Annotated in this window: 14 protein-coding genes; 5 read left to right on the top strand and 9 right to left on the bottom strand. The window is 45.3% G+C overall.

What is annotated here, in order from left to right:
* Positions 1–12: 12 nt before the first annotated feature.
* The 3 genes from H3V14_RS05650 to H3V14_RS05640 all read left to right on the top strand — a co-directional run bounded on the left by H3V14_RS05650 (position 13) and on the right by H3V14_RS05640 (position 3,554).
* Entirely contained in the window at positions 13–1,059 is a 1,047-nt protein-coding gene (locus tag H3V14_RS05650; protein ID WP_198227257.1) for an ABC transporter substrate-binding protein, read from the top strand.
* A gap of 89 nt (positions 1,060–1,148) precedes the next feature.
* Positions 1,149–1,979 carry a MaoC family dehydratase N-terminal domain-containing protein gene (locus tag H3V14_RS05645; RefSeq protein WP_198227255.1) on the top strand — a complete coding sequence of 277 codons (831 nt, stop codon included), beginning with the start codon at positions 1,149–1,151 and terminating at the stop codon, positions 1,977–1,979.
* Positions 1,980–2,573: 594 nt separating this feature from the next.
* A complete protein-coding gene (locus H3V14_RS05640) occupies positions 2,574–3,554 on the top strand; it encodes an aldo/keto reductase (protein ID WP_198227253.1) in 981 nt (326 codons plus the stop codon).
* Between the two features lie 363 nt (positions 3,555–3,917).
* On the opposite strand, the gene H3V14_RS05635 is transcribed toward H3V14_RS05640, so the two are convergent.
* From H3V14_RS05635 to H3V14_RS05595, 9 genes are all read right to left on the bottom strand, one after another.
* Complete coding sequence (locus H3V14_RS05635; RefSeq protein WP_198227251.1) at positions 3,918–5,189, bottom strand: CaiB/BaiF CoA-transferase family protein; 1,272 nt, start codon at positions 5,187–5,189, stop codon at positions 3,918–3,920.
* Positions 5,167–6,030 carry an IclR family transcriptional regulator gene (locus H3V14_RS05630; protein ID WP_198227249.1) on the bottom strand — a complete coding sequence of 288 codons (864 nt, stop codon included), beginning with the start codon at positions 6,028–6,030 and terminating at the stop codon, positions 5,167–5,169. The genes H3V14_RS05635 and H3V14_RS05630 overlap by 23 nt, the downstream gene beginning before the upstream one ends.
* A gap of 11 nt (positions 6,031–6,041) precedes the next feature.
* On the bottom strand, positions 6,042–6,794 hold the full coding sequence (locus H3V14_RS05625) for an enoyl-CoA hydratase/isomerase family protein (RefSeq protein ID WP_198227247.1): 753 nt from the start codon (positions 6,792–6,794) through the stop codon (positions 6,042–6,044).
* Positions 6,784–7,749 carry a nitronate monooxygenase family protein gene (locus H3V14_RS05620; RefSeq protein ID WP_198227245.1) on the bottom strand — a complete coding sequence of 322 codons (966 nt, stop codon included), beginning with the start codon at positions 7,747–7,749 and terminating at the stop codon, positions 6,784–6,786. Before H3V14_RS05620 ends, H3V14_RS05625 begins: the two co-directional genes overlap by 11 nt.
* A gap of 3 nt (positions 7,750–7,752) precedes the next feature.
* On the bottom strand, positions 7,753–8,454 hold the full coding sequence (locus tag H3V14_RS05615) for an ABC transporter ATP-binding protein (protein WP_198221071.1): 702 nt from the start codon (positions 8,452–8,454) through the stop codon (positions 7,753–7,755).
* Positions 8,441–9,160 (bottom strand): ABC transporter ATP-binding protein, encoded by a 720-nt coding sequence (locus H3V14_RS05610; protein WP_198227242.1) that lies wholly within the window; start codon positions 9,158–9,160, stop codon positions 8,441–8,443. Before H3V14_RS05610 ends, H3V14_RS05615 begins: the two co-directional genes overlap by 14 nt.
* Positions 9,153–10,115 (bottom strand): branched-chain amino acid ABC transporter permease, encoded by a 963-nt coding sequence (locus H3V14_RS05605; protein ID WP_198227240.1) that lies wholly within the window; start codon positions 10,113–10,115, stop codon positions 9,153–9,155. The genes H3V14_RS05610 and H3V14_RS05605 overlap by 8 nt, the downstream gene beginning before the upstream one ends.
* A 4-nt stretch (positions 10,116–10,119) precedes the next feature.
* Positions 10,120–10,995 carry a branched-chain amino acid ABC transporter permease gene (locus tag H3V14_RS05600; RefSeq protein ID WP_198213611.1) on the bottom strand — a complete coding sequence of 292 codons (876 nt, stop codon included), beginning with the start codon at positions 10,993–10,995 and terminating at the stop codon, positions 10,120–10,122.
* Between the two features lie 69 nt (positions 10,996–11,064).
* Positions 11,065–12,234, bottom strand: coding sequence for an ABC transporter substrate-binding protein (locus H3V14_RS05595; RefSeq protein ID WP_198227238.1), 1,170 nt, complete (start codon positions 12,232–12,234; stop codon positions 11,065–11,067).
* Positions 12,235–12,884: 650 nt separating this feature from the next.
* Here H3V14_RS05595 and H3V14_RS05590 point away from each other — a divergent pair.
* Together H3V14_RS05590 and H3V14_RS05585 are read left to right on the top strand one after the other, a co-directional pair.
* On the top strand, positions 12,885–14,942 hold the full coding sequence (locus H3V14_RS05590; RefSeq protein WP_198227236.1) for a 3-hydroxyacyl-CoA dehydrogenase NAD-binding domain-containing protein: 2,058 nt from the start codon (positions 12,885–12,887) through the stop codon (positions 14,940–14,942).
* Positions 14,943–15,072: 130 nt separating this feature from the next.
* On the top strand, positions 15,073–16,251 hold the full coding sequence (locus tag H3V14_RS05585) for an acetyl-CoA C-acyltransferase (RefSeq protein WP_198227234.1): 1,179 nt from the start codon (positions 15,073–15,075) through the stop codon (positions 16,249–16,251).
* The last annotated feature ends 3 nt before the right edge of the window (positions 16,252–16,254 follow it).

The following is a 16,254-nucleotide window of genomic DNA, read 5'->3' as shown; positions in this document are numbered from 1 at the left end:
AGGAGAAAGCTTATGAAATTCCGTTCCCATTTCAGAAAATTCATCTTTCGATTGGGTCTAATGCTCGCCGTTTTGTCCGTCACGCTCACGGGAAACGCTTTTGCCAATGACGAACCGGAAAAGAAAGACATCACTTTGAGCGTGGGCGGTGCACCGCTTTTCTATTATTTGCCCTTGGCTATCGCCTCGCAAAAAGGCTTTTTCAAAGAGGAAGGACTGGACGTCAAAGTTGTCGATTTGAAAGGCGGTTCACAATCGCTTCAGGCACTTCTGGGAGGGTCGACGGACGTGACGACTGGCGCTTACGATCAGGTCATTCGTATGCATTCCAAAGGTCAGGATGTTCGTGCCGTGCTGGAGCTTGACCGTTATCCGGCAATTGTGCTTGCCGTCCGCGCCGATCTGAAAGATAAGGTCAAAAAGGTCGGCGATCTTAAAGGAATGAAGATCGGCGTTACGGCACCCGGCTCTTCAACAAACAATTTTCTCAATTATTTGCTCGATAAAGATGGCGTCAAACCGGACGAAGTTTCAGTAATTGGCACCGGAGCCGGTGCAACAGCGATAGCAGCAATGAAACGCGGCGAAATCGACGCAATTGTCAATCTTGACCCTGTGATCTCGACCTTGATGCACGACAATTCGGTTTTCATTCTTGTCGACACAAGAACCGAAGCGGATATGGAAAAGATATTTGGAACACGCACAATGTCGTCCGGCGTCCTTTATACCAAAAAGGAATTTATCGACAACTATCCGAACACTGTCCAACATATCACCAACGCTTTCGTAAAAGCCTTGAAATGGTTGCAAACAGCAACACCGGATGATGTCGCCAATGCCGTTCCACCAGAATATATCGGTAACAATCGCGAAGTTTATCTTGAAGCCGTCAAAAATTCGCTTCCTTCCTATTCGCATGATGGCATGATTTCCAGAGGAAGTCAGGAAGCAACTTTGAAACTTCTTTCCTATGACAAAACAATTGACGGAAATAAAATCGATTTGTCGCAAACGTTCGATGATCGTTTTGTCAAAAAAGCACTCGAAAACCATTAATATTTCAAAGCCGGATATAACTTATTATCCGGCTTGCTGTTAATTTCATTTTTAATTGGAAATATCGGGAAACAGGCGGAGGAGATAAATTGGCAAATTTTACCGATTGGGTAGGAAAGACAGAAACTATAGAGGATGTGATCGATTATGTACTGGTCGCCCGCATGGCCGCTACACTGGGAACGAAGCTGCCGGAAAGAACAGGACCTTTACCACATTTGTGGCATTGGATGTATTTTCAACCAACGCTTTCCTTTCATTCATTAGGAGAAGACGGGCACCCCTCACGGGGAGAATTTCTGCCTCCGGCAGAAAACCTCAATCGAATGTGGGCGGGCGGAAGGCTGAAATTTTTTCATCCTCTGATTATCGGAGAGCCAGCGAAACGTATATCGACTATCCGTGAGATTACCGAAAAGCAAGGCAGAAGCGGAAAACTTCTCTTTGTGACTGTCGAACATAACCATATTCAAAACGGTGAAACCGCGCTTCTTGAAGAGCAGGATATCGTTTATCGCGAACCGACAAAATTTGTGAATACAAAATCAACACCTTGTCCTCACGGCCAATGGTCAGAAACACATGAGGCCAATAGTGTCACTTTATTCCGTTATTCGGCAGTGACTTTCAATGCACACCGCATCCATTATGATTATCCCTATGTCACCAATAAAGAAGGCTATCCTGCTTTGCTGGTACAAGGCCAATTACTCGCAACTTTAGCGCTTCAGGCATTCAAAAATGCCAATCCGGATACAAGATTATCAAGCTTTTCCTTCCGCAGCCAAAGACCGATTTTTTGTCCTGATAAATTTATAACGGCCGGTCAAAAAACAAGCTCTGGCAAAGCCGAACTTTGGGTGGGGAATAGAAACGGCATTGCACAATCAAGCAGCGTCGAATTCACGCTTGATCACTAAAATTCTTCTCCAAAATAACGCCTTTCAAGAGATCGGTTCTCTGAAAATTACTAATTGTCCGGCCTCTTAAAGGCTATTTTTTAACTCCATACCTATTTTGTGGTGATGACCAAGATTAGTTTGATGATCAGATCTTACAATTTTCTTTGCTTTCTTATCTATTGCTAGAAAGCGATTTTGGATTTGTCATCTCTAAATTACCGGCTTTCCGCATGGTCTTGGGTTACCGACTTATTATTGAATACATGAATTATATTCATAATAACATGCGGCTTTTCCTGTCTAAACAGCGCAATCAATTATGTTAAGTTCTTTAAGAACAGCCTATGGAATTTCATTGGCGAGGCTTGAATGTCATCTAGCTCGTTTCGGTTCAAAAACTCATTCGAGCACCCGATTAGATAGGCAAATTTTGTCAAATGACAAAGCCGCTTTGCCAATCGATTTTTCCATGAAGTTAAAAGAAGCAAGAACAAGCGTGCGGAAAACCACGTGAAAGTGTGAGGACCGGATTCATCTGGAACTTTCCGGAAGTTAGCCCATCCAATCAATCACGCTCAATTTTCGCGCAATCTATTCTTAAAGAAGAATAAAATGAAATATACCCATCTTGGTCGCACCGGTCTTAAAATCAGCCGTTTGGCATTGGGGGCTATGAATTTTGGCTATCTAACGGACGAAAAAGAAGCATTCAATATTATGGATGCAGCCGTTGATAATGGAATTAATCTGTTTGACACGGCCGATATTTATGGAACGCGCCAATATCCCGAAATTCCGAAAGGAAGCGGAATTTCAGAAGAATTTATCGGCAACTGGATCAAAAATAGCGGCAAACGTGACCGGATTGTTCTTGCCACCAAGCTTTATCAACCGATGGATTATGGTGTAAATGACAGGCACCTTTCCGCCTACCATATACGTCGTGCTTGTGAAGCCAGTCTCAAACGCCTTGAAACCGATCATATCGACCTTTATCAAATGCACCATATCGACCGCGGAACTCCGTGGGATGAAATTTGGGAAGCAATGGAGGTTCTCATCACGCAAGGAAAGATTTCCTATGTCGGTTCGTCGAATTTTGCGGGCTGGCACATTGCAACAGCGCAAGGCAAAGCCGTTGAACGGCATATGCTCGGCCTTGTCAGTGAACAGGACATCTATAATCTGAGAAATCGCGCCATCGAAACCGAAGTCATTCCCGCCTGCCGCTATCATGGTCTGGGATTGATTTTGTGGAGTCCGCTTGACGGCGGATTACTTGCAGGAGCACTCGACAAATTCGAGAGTGGCCGTCGCGCCGATCTTGAAAATGTTGTTGCTGAACACCACGATCAGCTCGTTGCCTATGAAGCTTTATGCAAAGAATTGAATGAGAAACCGGCAGATGTTGCGCTTGCCTGGTGTCTTCATAATCCGGTTGTTAGCGCTCCGATTATCGGCCCCAGAACAAAAGCCCAATTGGAAGCAAATTTGAAAGCTGTTGATATTTCTTTGTCAAAAGAAACCTTGGATAGGCTCGACAGAATTTGGCCAGGCCCGAAAGGCGAAGCGCCCGAAGCTTATGCATGGTAAAGCGACAAAAATTGAATGAACATTCAAAATCATAGAATTAACCGAACAAGTCCGGTTTTCGGGATGTTAACCGGCCATTCACGATAATCAACAATCTCCGGTTTTTAAAGGCGAATTTCGTTAATAATCCCCATAAACTGCAGGAGTCACACTTTTTCGTTAGCAAGAGGCGTTCTTCGTCGATAACGGAAGGAACACTTTTCAAATCCGATAAAGCATCTGGTCACTCGTTGATTAATATTTATGGTTTTCTGCCCGTTATCGCCTATTTTATGATTTTCATATGAACAGTCATAAAAAAGCACAGTACCGCATATCGGATGCTGTGCTTTTATTGCCGAAACACGTTTGAATTTCGTAATTTCAATCCGGATGATGGCGGCGCATGAAATCATCTACTTCTTCATCGCCTAGACCGAGCACATCTGTTAATATCTCGATATTGTGTTCGCCAAGCATTGGCGGGCGACGTTGCAACGGCGAACGCTCACCATGAAAACGGTAAGGCGGGTTAAGGACTTTAGCCTTTCCTGCAATCGGGTGGTCAACCTCGCACACCATTTGATTTTCTTGTGCGCGTTTTGAAGTCATCGCCGCATAAAGCCCGTCCACTTCGCCACAGGGAATATCGACCTCGTTCATACGACGGATCAACTCGGCGCGCGGAAATTTTTTTACTTCCTCCTTGAAAATGGGGCCAATAATATCCCTGTTTTTTATTCTGTCCAGATTGGTCTTGAAACGCGGGTCTTCCATAATATCCGGTCGGTCAATGACTTTGGTGCAAAAAGCAGTAAACTGCCTGAAATTACCGACAGCTATAACAACCGGACCATCTGCAGCTTCATAAACGCCATAAGGCACAATAGCAGGGTGATTGTTACCCCATTTTTGAGGATCTTTTCCAATTGCTAACGCTTCCAGACCGTAATAAGCCGTAAGCTGAACAGCTGTATTGTAAAGTGATATTTCAACATGGCTGCCAAGCCCTGTTCGATCCCGCTCATAAAGCGCGGCAAGGATAGCCTGCGCACTGTATAGTCCGGCAAACAAATCCACTACCGCGACACCGAATTTCAATGGTGATTGGCCGAGATCGCCATTCATTCCCATGAGCCCCGTTTCACCTTGTAAAACGATATCATAACCCAGACGGTCTTTTTCCGAACTATGGCGGTCATAGCCGGAAATCGAACAATAAATAAGCCTCGGGTTTATTTTGGACAATTGTTCATAACCGATACCGAGTTTTTCCGCTCCGCCATATTTGAAATTTTGAATAAATACATCGGCATCTTTGACAAGTTTCAATACAACATCAAGATCTTTCCGATTGGTGTAATCCAGACTTATAGATCGCTTATTGCGGTTCATAGAATAAAAATAGGTTGTATCGCGCTCGCCGATACGCACCCCCCAATCACGTGTATCATCGCCACGTTCGGGATGTTCTATCTTGATAACGTCCGCTCCCATATCTCCCAGACATTGCGCAGACAACGGCCCGGCAAGAACTCTTGAAGCATCAATCACTTTCAAACCTGCCAATGGTTCACCAGGTATTGCTTTCCTGTTTGCCGGCGTTCTACCTCCATCGCCCTTGGCCTTTTTCCTAGTGCTTATATTTCCTTTCATGATCTCCTCCTTCTATCGTCTGGCTATTTTTCAACAGCTGAACGATTCCCAATAATTTCTCCCTCACCTCTCCAAGCAGTAAGTCTCTCCCAATCATTCCAGCGGGTCCTGCCACATTAATCGACATAACAGGTAGCCCCTCCCCCGGATTGAAGCCGGCAGCTATCGCATTGATATCCTGTTGCCAATCCTGAAAAGAGGTGCAACACCCCGTCATTTCATGTTCATGGATTGCTTTTTTAATTTCGTCATATATCTGCGGCCATTCAATTTCATCGCGTCGGCGAATATCATAAAAAATTGCTTCGCGATCACGTTCTGTGCTGGCAGCGAGCAATGCACGTCCCATTGCACTGTTGATAATAGAAATACGCGTTCCCAACTCGGTCGGCAAAACAGAACCTTTGGCCGGTGTACAATATTCGAGGTAAAGTGCGCTTCGGTGGTCGGCAATGCCAAGCCCGACCGATGCCCCGCTCATATCCGACAATTCCTGCATGTAAGGTTTGGCAATAGACCTTATAGTAAGGCTTGAAAGCATTGTCGTACCAAGCGTGATCACAGCCGCTCCCAACCGGTATTTCCCTTTACTTTCAACATAATAGAGATAGCCCAAGCGCATCAGTGTGTAGGTTAGTCTTGAAACGGTGGAACGCGGCAGATTACAGCGTTCGGAGATTTCATTGTTAGAAAGCAGAATGTCTCCATGGCGGAAACAGGCAAGCACTTTCAGCCCGCGCCCGAGAGCTGTCACAAAATGGCGTTCGGTATTTCTGTCAACCTTGTTGCTGTCGGTCAACGGAATATCAGTGGATGGAATAGATGTTCTTTTACGCGCCATTATGATTCCTGCTATTTACCGAAAAATCCTTTGATAATTTTCTGGGTTTCTGCACTCATTCGCAAGTTGTGAAATGTTTTTGCTTCTTCTTCAAGGACTGACACTATTTTTGCCCTATTCCGTTTTTTCAGCATTTTTTTGGTTGCCAATATGGATTGAAACGGCATTTTTGCAAGTTTTTCCGCTTTTTGAAGTGCATGAGGAACGGCATTATTGTCTTCAACAATAGCGTTCAAAAGATGGAACTGTAAGGCATCCTGTGCACTGAAAAAATCTCCGAAAAACAGCAATTCGGCTGCCTTTTTGTAGCCTGCCGCAAGCGGGAGATAGAATGTCGATCCACCTTCCGGAGAGAGTCCCAAAGTTGCAAAGGGAAATCTGAAATGGGCGCTCGTTCCACTATAAGCAAGGTCGCAATGGTTAAGCATTGTGGCTCCTATCCCGACTGCATAACCTTCCACAGCCGCAATGATCGGTTTTTTCACGCCATGAAGTGTGAGCAGCAATTTCAAACCCGGAGAATGGCCTTCCCCATCAAGCAAACTCTCTCCAGTAAAATCAAGAAGGTCATTGCCGGCGGTAAAAGAGTTACCTGCTCCGGAAAGTACAATGACCCTGATATTTTCGTTCTCGTCGGCATTCCGGAGTGCATCAGTCAACAACCGATATGTTTCCCGATCAAGTGCATTATGTTTCTCGGGTCTGTTCATAATGATATGACAGACTTCAGGAATTGGTATTTCAACCAGTATTTTATCGGACATAGATTGCCCCCTTATTCTGCAGACGGTGAAAAGCGGCCCGATATTCCCTTTTCAATTTGGCAATAACTTCGGATGCAGGCAGTATCTCGTCAATATTACCGACGCCCTGCCCTGCACCCCAAATATTTTTCCAGGGTTTGACCCGCGTCGAACCGAAATTTGCTGACGGACCATTTTTCAAATCATCCGGATCAAGACCCGAACGAACAATACTCTCTCTCAGGTAATTGCCATTTACACCGGTGAAAAAAGGTGTGTAAACAATCCCGCTCGCATCCGATTGGATAATCATTTCTTTATATTCATCGACCGCATTTGCTTCCGGAGTTGCGATAAAACGCGTTCCGATATAAGCCGCATTGGCCCCCATTGCCTGAGCTGCAAGAATATCATCGCCCCGTGATATTGCTCCTGAAAGAACAATTACACCGTCGTAAAATCGGCGTATTTCGCCGATCAGCGCAAAAGGACTGAGCGAGCCACCATGCCCGCCTGCGCCTGCGCAAACCGCGATAAGACCGTCAACTCCCTCGTTCAATGCTTTTTTCGCGTGCCTTATACTGATGACATCATGAAGCACCACTCCGCCGTAATTATGAACGGCTTCAACCACTTTTCCCGGTGCATGAAGGGAAGTGATAACCACCGGAACTTTATGGTCGACACACACGCCAAGATCATGGTCAAGCCGGTCATTGGAAGAGTGGACAATCAGATTGACCGCATAGGGAGCCGCTTTTCTACATTTTCCCGTCGAGACAGCTTTTTGGATGCCCTCCTCAATTGTTGCAAGCATAAGGGGAAAATCTTCCTTTTGACGCGCATTGAGGGAAGGAATGGAACCGATAATTCCATTACAGCATTCAGCGATAACCAATTGCGGATTGGAAACGATAAAGAGCGGCGAAGCAATTGCCGGAAGTGCAAGATGTTCAATGATATCCTGAAGTGACATGGTCTATTCCTGTGCCAGATAAAGTTCGTGTAATGCATGAAGATCGACGTCGGCGGCCGGTTGCTTTAGCAAAATCTTGCCATCGCGCATGAGGTAGACCAAATCCGCAATGGCGATGGCCATACGGGTATTTTGTTCGACCAGAACGATTGTTACGCCATGTTCTTTCATGCGGCCGATAATATTGAAGACTTCTTTCACCATGACCGGTGAGAGCCCTAACGAAGGTTCATCGATCAGAAGAATTTCGGGATCCGACATCAATGCACGCGCCATTGCAAGCATTTGCGCTTCGCCGCCTGACAGTGATCCCGCCAACTGCAGACGGCGCTCCTTCAATTTGGGAAACAAAACATACATTTCTTCCGCTTTGGAAGAAAAAGTTGCACGGCATCGTTTATCAAAAGCGCCCAAAGCGAGATTTTCCTCGACTGTCATATCCGGAAAAATCATGCGGCCTTCCGGAACCATTGCAAGTTTGACACCGACAAAGTCCCAAGTCTTTTTTCCCGCAACGTTTTTGCCTTTTATTTCGACCGTTCCCTGGTATGGTAACAATCCGGTAATTGCCCGTAACAAAGTGGTTTTGCCCGCGCCATTCGGACCAACAATTGTCGTCAATTGCTTTTCGGGAAATTCAAGCGACACACCGCGCAATATCGTGATCGCGCCATAACCGGTATGCAAATCTTCAATCTTCAACATGACTTGCACCTGTGTAACTTTCTATGACTTTCGGGTTGGTAAAGACTTCACGTGGCGTCCCGTCGGCAATCAATTCGCCGAAATTCAATGCGATAACCCGCGAACAAAGCTTGGAAATTGTCTCTATATCATGTTCGACAATAATAATTCCGATACCGAGCGCCGAATTGATCTGTTTCAACTTTTCCATAAACAGACGTTTTGCCTGACTTTCAAGGCCGGCTAGCACTTCGTCAAGCAGTAACAATTTCGGTCTCGTTGCAAGCGCTTTGGCAATTTCCAGCCGCTTGAGTTCTTGCATGGCAAGTTCGCTTGCCGCATCGCTATCGGCTTTATGGTGAATTTCCAACAATTCCAGAATATCATCTATTTTTTCAGGATTATTCTCGCGAGCTCCGTAGGTTTGGGCAACAATCAGATTTTCCCGTACTGTGAGATGGTGCATGGGCTTCGGAATCTGGAAGGTGCGCCCTAATCCCAGACGGGCACGCTTATAAAGTGCCAATCGCGTTATATCGCTTTTGTCCATAATGACATGGCCGAATGTCGGGCGAACGAGTCCCGAAACCGCATTGAAGAGCGTCGTTTTACCAGCACCGTTCGGACCGATAAGCCCTAAAATTTCATGGCTGCCAACATTGAAAGACACATTGTTTACCGCAACAAGGCCGCCAAACCGGACTGTAATATTTTTTACCTCAAGCATGAGCTTTCCTGTTTCTGAAAAAGAGCGATAAAAGTCCATCAGGTGCAAGGAGAATAAGTAATGCCAGAATAATTCCCAGAATGATCTGGTGCCCGACCGAAGTATGGAAAACAATTGCAAAAAATTCTTTCGCAACAATCTGGTCGAACAGATAGATCACGACAGCACCGATAATCGGCCCCCACAATGTTCGTGCACCACCGAAAATAGCGGCAATGATCGGCAAAAGGCTCCAATTGGCAGAAAATGCATCATCCGGGTTGAGTGAGCCGATGAGATGCGTATTAAAAGCGCCGATAAGTCCGGCAATGAAAGCCGATAATAAGAGAATTAGAAATTTGAGCCTCACAGCATTGACACCGACAACCAGACTTGCGTCCTCGCTTTCGGCTATTGCTTTCAATGCCAAACCGGTTCTGGACCGGAGAATGGAACCATAAATAAATGCAATAATCAGAATGATGACAAGCATCAGGAAATAGGCACTAAGGCGTTGTGAAAAATCGATACCCAGAACTTCCGGAAGCGGCGGGATGGAGCTTATGCCTGCAGGACCATTTGTCCATTGCGGCATTTCGACTGCCAGTCCATAGAAAATTTGCGCATAACCGAGAATAGCCAAAGCAAAATAGGACCCTGACAATCTTATAATCGGCAACATCAAAACGGCTGAAAGAGCAGCGATAATTGCGGCAAATGGAATAGCAATTAAAACCGGAACGCCACAGCGCATGGTAACAATTGCACTCGCATAAGATGCTATTCCGAAAAATGCCGCATGACCAAAACTCGTCATACCACCAAGATTGGAAAGCATAGCCCACGACAAAGCAAGCCCCGCGATGACCAATGACGAGATAATCGTCATCAAATAATAATCATTCAGGAAGAATGGCAAAACACCTGCGATAATGATGAGCAAGACAAACAAAATAGAAAATTGAAGCTTTGCCATTTTTCTATCCTCTCCGCTGTGTTTTGCCGAAAAGACCATTCGGAAGGAAAATCAGTACAGCGAGGAACAGCAGCATCGAAACCATATTGGCAAATGACGCATTGAAATAACTTTCAGTCATGGTCTGGGCAAGAGCCAGCAAAATCGCACCTAACAACACCCCCGGAATCGAACCGATGCCGGCAAGCACCGTGATAATGAAGGCTTTGATCGTCAGCATATGTCCAAGACCGGGAGTGATCGGCTGAAAAGTATAAAGTGCTATTCCGGCGACAGTCGCAAGCAAAGCACCAATAACAAATGAAACAAGTTCGGTACGAACGGGGTTGATACCCATCAGTTTGGCGGCATTACGGTTTGAAGTTACTGCGCGCACCGCCCTCCCATACCAGCTGTTTTTGAGCCACAGCCACAAGACCAACATGAGAAGAATGGCAAGAACAAGCGCAATAAGCTGACTATAAGTGGCAAAAATATCAATTGCGAGAAGCGGTTCGACCGTTTCCTGCATCTCGGCGCTCATACGTGGCTCATTTCGCGCTATGATGAGAATTGCATTGGTAATAATAATGCCGAAGGAATAGGTGAATATCAGCGAATTCAGTTCGCGTTGTCTGGTGATCCGGTTGAGCAAAATAAAAATGAGACATGCAATGAGCCCGACCACTAAAAACGCTACCGGAATTGCAAGATAAGGGTTATACCCCCACTGGCTTTCAAACATGTAGCCGATATAGGCTGCCAATAGTACCAGTTCACCATGGGCAAGATTAATAATCTTCATCGCACCGAAAACAAGAGCAAGGCCTAAAGCAATCAATGCATAGACTGCTCCTATTGTAAGTGCTGTAAAAATTGCCGGTAGCAATAAATCCATCATAGAACTCTTGAGTTTTAGGGAAAAATTTTCATTCCGTATTGCATACGAAACAACGCGGTTTAACACCCTTCACCAAGGGCGAGCCGGCAACAGAAGCGGTTTTGTGGCTTTATCTGATGGTGCAACAATTGGCAGTTCTTTGCCTTGATGTTGGGCCATACGCAGCGAAAAATGTATGTTCTCGCCGGTATCATCAAACTTGATTTTGCCAATCAGGCTGTCAACTTCCTCGGCACGTAATTCATCAGCAAGTTTTGTCCGGTCGAATGAACCCTTTTTTGCCAGGCGATCAATTGCGTCGAAAACAAGTTTTGCCTGAACATAACCGTAAACTGCCTGATAATCGACATCCTTTCCGTAAAGTTCTTTATAGGTTGCTTGGAAGGTTTTGCCTTCCTCGTCGTTGAATGCAGCCGGAAAGGAAATCAGAGCGCAGCCTATAACTTTCTCCATAAGATCGGGAAAATCTTCCTGCATTTTGACTGTTGCAACACTCCATGTTCCAACCATAGCCTTGACATCGGGCTTGATAAGTTTAGCCGCACGCAAAATTCCGATGTAATCATTTTCATAAACGATCATCAGAATGACATCCGGTTTGTCGCGCAAACGCATCCTATTGACCAGTGGCTGGAAATTGGTGGTTGAAGCGTCAAAAGGATATTCAACAAATTCGATGTTTTGTTGTTTGAGATGGGCTCCTACCGATTTTGCAAGAAGACTGGGAGCATCGCTACGTGTGTTTACAAAAATCGCAACTTTCGTAGGTTTGAGCTCGTCAAGCATTCCATTGACTGCAACCGCATAACCGCCATTGTTATTGACGCGGAAAAATGTTTTCAATCCTCGTCTTGTCAGTTCTTCCGATACGGCACCGGCAGTCATATAAGTAACGCCATAACGATTGGACACTTCGGAGGCCGGCCCGATAATGCTTGAAGCATAACCGCCGATAACGGCAACATCGCCGCTACTCGCAAATTTTTCAACAGCAGTCACCGCTTTGGTCGCAGTACTTTCGTCATCCACAATATCGAATCTTACTTTTGTTTCGTTATTGAGGTTATGAAGATGTTCGGCAACTAACATACCTTCGCGATAAGCCTGCCCCGCCCGTGCAAAAGCTCCTGTCAATGGCAAATGAGCACCAACGACATAGTCTTCAGCAAACGAAACAGCCGAAAAACCGAATATACCGCTGGCCGATATAAATAGATATACAAATAAATTACGAAACATATATTTTCCTCCCGCTCTATGTTTCTATTTATCATTATTCGATAAGTATTTATATTTAAAATAAAAACATGCTATTAATCGTATAATATTATATTTATTACTATTAAACACTATAATTTTTGCGAAAAAAGATTGTTCTACTCCTCCCGTATAATCTCCCAGTTTGTGACAATAACCAATTCAAGAAAACCCGTCAATATTTTTCTGCATAGTGGAATAATAGGATAAAAATGAACCTTTCCCAAATTTTTTGTTCGTTACATTGGCAATGCAATGTTCAATTTTTCCGGATATAAGCCTCACCTCATTCGAAGTTTATTTTCGATAAAAATAGACTTTTCGTTGACGTGAATTTTCTAAAATATCGAGGATAAAAACGTTTTTACTAAAAATACTCGTAATTCTGTTTGTTTTTAATCGGAAAATTGGATGCCAATTTAGCTTGCAAACATAATTGTGAACAAAACTTGATCTTTGACATTGCAATTTATTTTCCATTATGCAGAATAACATATGAGTTTTTAGAGGGGGAACGGATTAACACACCAAATTCCGGCACGGGTCGAAAATCAATTTCGTGCTTATCATTAAATTAAAAAGGACGTTTTTCGACGTCGACGGCCGCAGGCATTCATTACTGGGAGGTATTAATGACGGATATTGTTTCATTGGAAGTAAGAGAAGGCGTGGGAATTATATGGCTTGATAATCCGCCGGTGAATGCCTTGTCCCAAACGCTGCGGTCGAAAATTGACATAGCTTTGGATAAAATCGCTGCTGACAAAGCCATTGGTTCGGCAGTCATTGCTTCAAAACTCAATGTCTTCGTCGCTGGTGCCGATATTACCGAGTTCGGCAAGCCGGCAAAGCCGCCGGTTCTTGTCGATCTCATCGAAAAAATCCGTCATTTCAAAAAACCGGTGGTTGCTGCAATCAACGGTGTAGCCTTTGGCGGTGGTGCCGAAATTGCTCTTAGCTGCTCGAAACGCATAGCTGGGCCAAAAGCCCAAATCGGCCTGCCGGAAATCAATCTGGGGCTCATTCCCGGTGCGGGAGCGTTACAACTTTTGCCTCCCATCATCGGAGCCGACAAAACCTTTGAATTGGCAAAAAGCGGAAAACCGCTTTCTGCAAAGGCCGCCCTTTCGAGTGGAATCATTTCACTTATTGCCGATGGCGATCTTGTTGGAGAAGCAATAAAATTGGCAAATACGCTTGTAGCCGAACACTATGAAAACCGTGTGGACGACGCGGCTTTTGTTAGCCGCGATAGTAAACAAGCCTTTGACGCGCCGGTTCAAAAAGAACTTACGAAGAGGTCGGAAAATCCCGGAATTGCAGCTCTTATTGACACGATGCAGGCGGGGTTTCGCGAAAATTTTTCAGACAATCTCAAGCGCACACGAGACCATTTTTCTTGTTTGCAAAATGATGATCGTTCAAAAGCTATGCGATATGCTTTTTTTGCCGAACGCGCTGCTGCGAAAATCGATATAGGCAATGCTACCCCTGTCGCGATAAACTCGCTGGCAGTCATAGGAGCCGGAACAATGGGTTCAGGCATCGCTATGGCGGCGGCAAGCAAGGGGTTTCCTGTTACGCTTATCGAAACAAATCCCGAAGCCTTACAACGTGGATTGAAAAAAATTGCCGATACGTATCAGAGCCTCATTGATCGTGGAAGGATGACAAAAGAAGCCGGACAAAAATGCGTCGAATCCATCAAAGGTGAAATCGGCCTTGACCATGCAGCTCACGCTGATCTGATTATCGAGGCAGCCTTTGAAGATATGAAGGTGAAAAAAGACATATTCACCGCACTTGATAAAATTGCAAAGCCTTCTGCTATTCTTGCAACCAACACATCCTACCTTGATGTGAACGAGATTGCAGGCGTTACCAGCCGTGCTGAAAATGTACTCGGACTTCATTTTTTCTCACCCGCCAATATTATGCGCCTTCTTGAAGTCGTAAGAGCCAAAAAAACTTCGCTACCGGTTTTGGCAGGTTCGGTAAATTTTGCCCGAAAAATAGGTAAAATTCCGGTTGTTGTCGGCGTTTGTCACGGCTTTGTCGGCAATCGGATGTTGGCAAGAAGAACCGAAGCTTCAGAAAAATTGTTACAAGATGGCGCTCTGCCATGGCAAATTGATAAGGCAATGACCGACTTCGGTTTCAAAATGGGGCCTTATGCAGTTTCCGACCTTGCCGGACTTGATATCGGCTGGCGCAACCGCAAAGCAACCGGACAGGTCTTTCCTATTGCTGATGCTATCTGTGAATTGGGATATTTCGGTCAGAAAACCGGACGTGGCTATTATATTTATAAAAATGGCTCAAGGACAGGCGAACGCGATCCCGAGATTGAAAAGCTTATTGAAGATGTGTCGAAAAAGCTTGGAATAAAACGTCGTCCGATATCGGATGATGAAATTATCGAACGCCTGATTTATCCGATGATTAACGAAGGCGCCCGAATTATTGAAGAAGGCATTGTCGCGCGTGCAAGCGACATTGATGTCATATGGTGCAACGGTTATGGCTGGCCGATCTGGCGTGGCGGCCCCATCTATTTTGCCGACCATAAGGGACTGAAGCTCATCGCCGGAAGGCTTGAGCATTATGCCGAAGAATTCGGTGACGAAAGCCTTAAGCCTGCACCATTGCTTGAACAATTGGTGAAATCGAACAAACATTTTGAAGACTGAACAGAGGAAAGACTGAACGGGATTAAAACCAATCGGTCAAAGACCAGTCCATACGATTTTACATTTACCGGTCGTGAGAGAGGAAGATCGGCATAACACCGTGTAAATCGTTTATTTCGGGAGTGAGAGAATGGATGAAGCTGTTATTGTTTCGACTGCCAGAACGCCGATTGGCAAGGCATTTCGCGGAAGTCTCAACATGACACATGGCGCAGATCTCGCTGCCCATTGTATCAAAGCGGCAATAACTAAAATAGGTATTGAGCCGGCCGATGTCGAAGATGTTGTCCTTGGTTGTGGCTTTCCTGAAGCGGCAACGGGAGGCAATGTTGCCCGCCATGCATCGCTTATTGCGGGATTGCCCGTAAAATCTTCGGGCGTTACCGTTTCTCGTTTTTGTGCGTCCGGCTTACAGGCAATTGCCGATGCTGCCCATCGTATTATGTGTGACAAAGTTCCAACCATGGTTGCCGGCGGAGTGGAATCTATTTCCCTTGTCCAGCCGAATGTACGGCGTGACCTTGTCGTCAATCCCTGGCTTAAAGAACATATTCCGGAAATTTATATGTCAATGATTGACACTGCCGATCTTGTTGCAGAACGTTACAATATATCAAGACATGCGCAGAACGAATTTGCTGTAGAAAGTCAAAGACGGGTAGCCAAGGCACAAAAAGAAGGCCTTTTTGATGATGAAATTGTGCCTATTACAACGATTTGCTCAAAAACCAATAAAGAGACTGGCGAAGTTACACAAGAAACCGTTACTCTTTCAAAGGATGAAGGAAACCGCCCCGGCACAACACTTGAGGCATTGTCAAAACTAAATCCGGTTAAAGAAGAGCGTTTTGTGACGGCCGGTAATGCAAGCCAGCTATCGGACGGGGCTTCGGTTTGTGTGCTGATGTCCAAAACACAAGCGAGCAAGCAAAATCTCGAACCACTCGGTATTTTTCGTGGCTTTGTGTCTATCGGCTGTTCGCCTGAAGAGATGGGTATCGGTCCCGTTTTCGCAGTTCCCCGATTACTGCAACGCCATCATTTGAAGATCTCCGACATAGGATTGTGGGAACTCAATGAAGCTTTTGCATCACAGTCTGTCTATTGCCGCGACACATTGGGAATTGATCCGGAAATCGTCAATGTCAACGGGGGGGCGATCGCCATCGGACATCCCTTTGGCATGAGCGGTGCGCGATTGGTTGGCCACGCTTTGATAGAAGGCAAACGACGCGGCGTGCGTTATGCGGTTGTTACAATGTGCGTAGCCGGTGGCATGGGATGTGCCGGACTTTTTGAAATTAATTGAGGT

Source organism: Bartonella sp. W8151 (assembly GCF_016100385.1).
In the GTDB taxonomy this organism is placed as follows: Bacteria; Pseudomonadota; Alphaproteobacteria; order Rhizobiales; family Rhizobiaceae; genus Bartonella; species Bartonella apis.
Note: the sequence above shows the minus strand (reverse complement) of the source record. Positions and strands in the feature narration are given on the sequence as shown.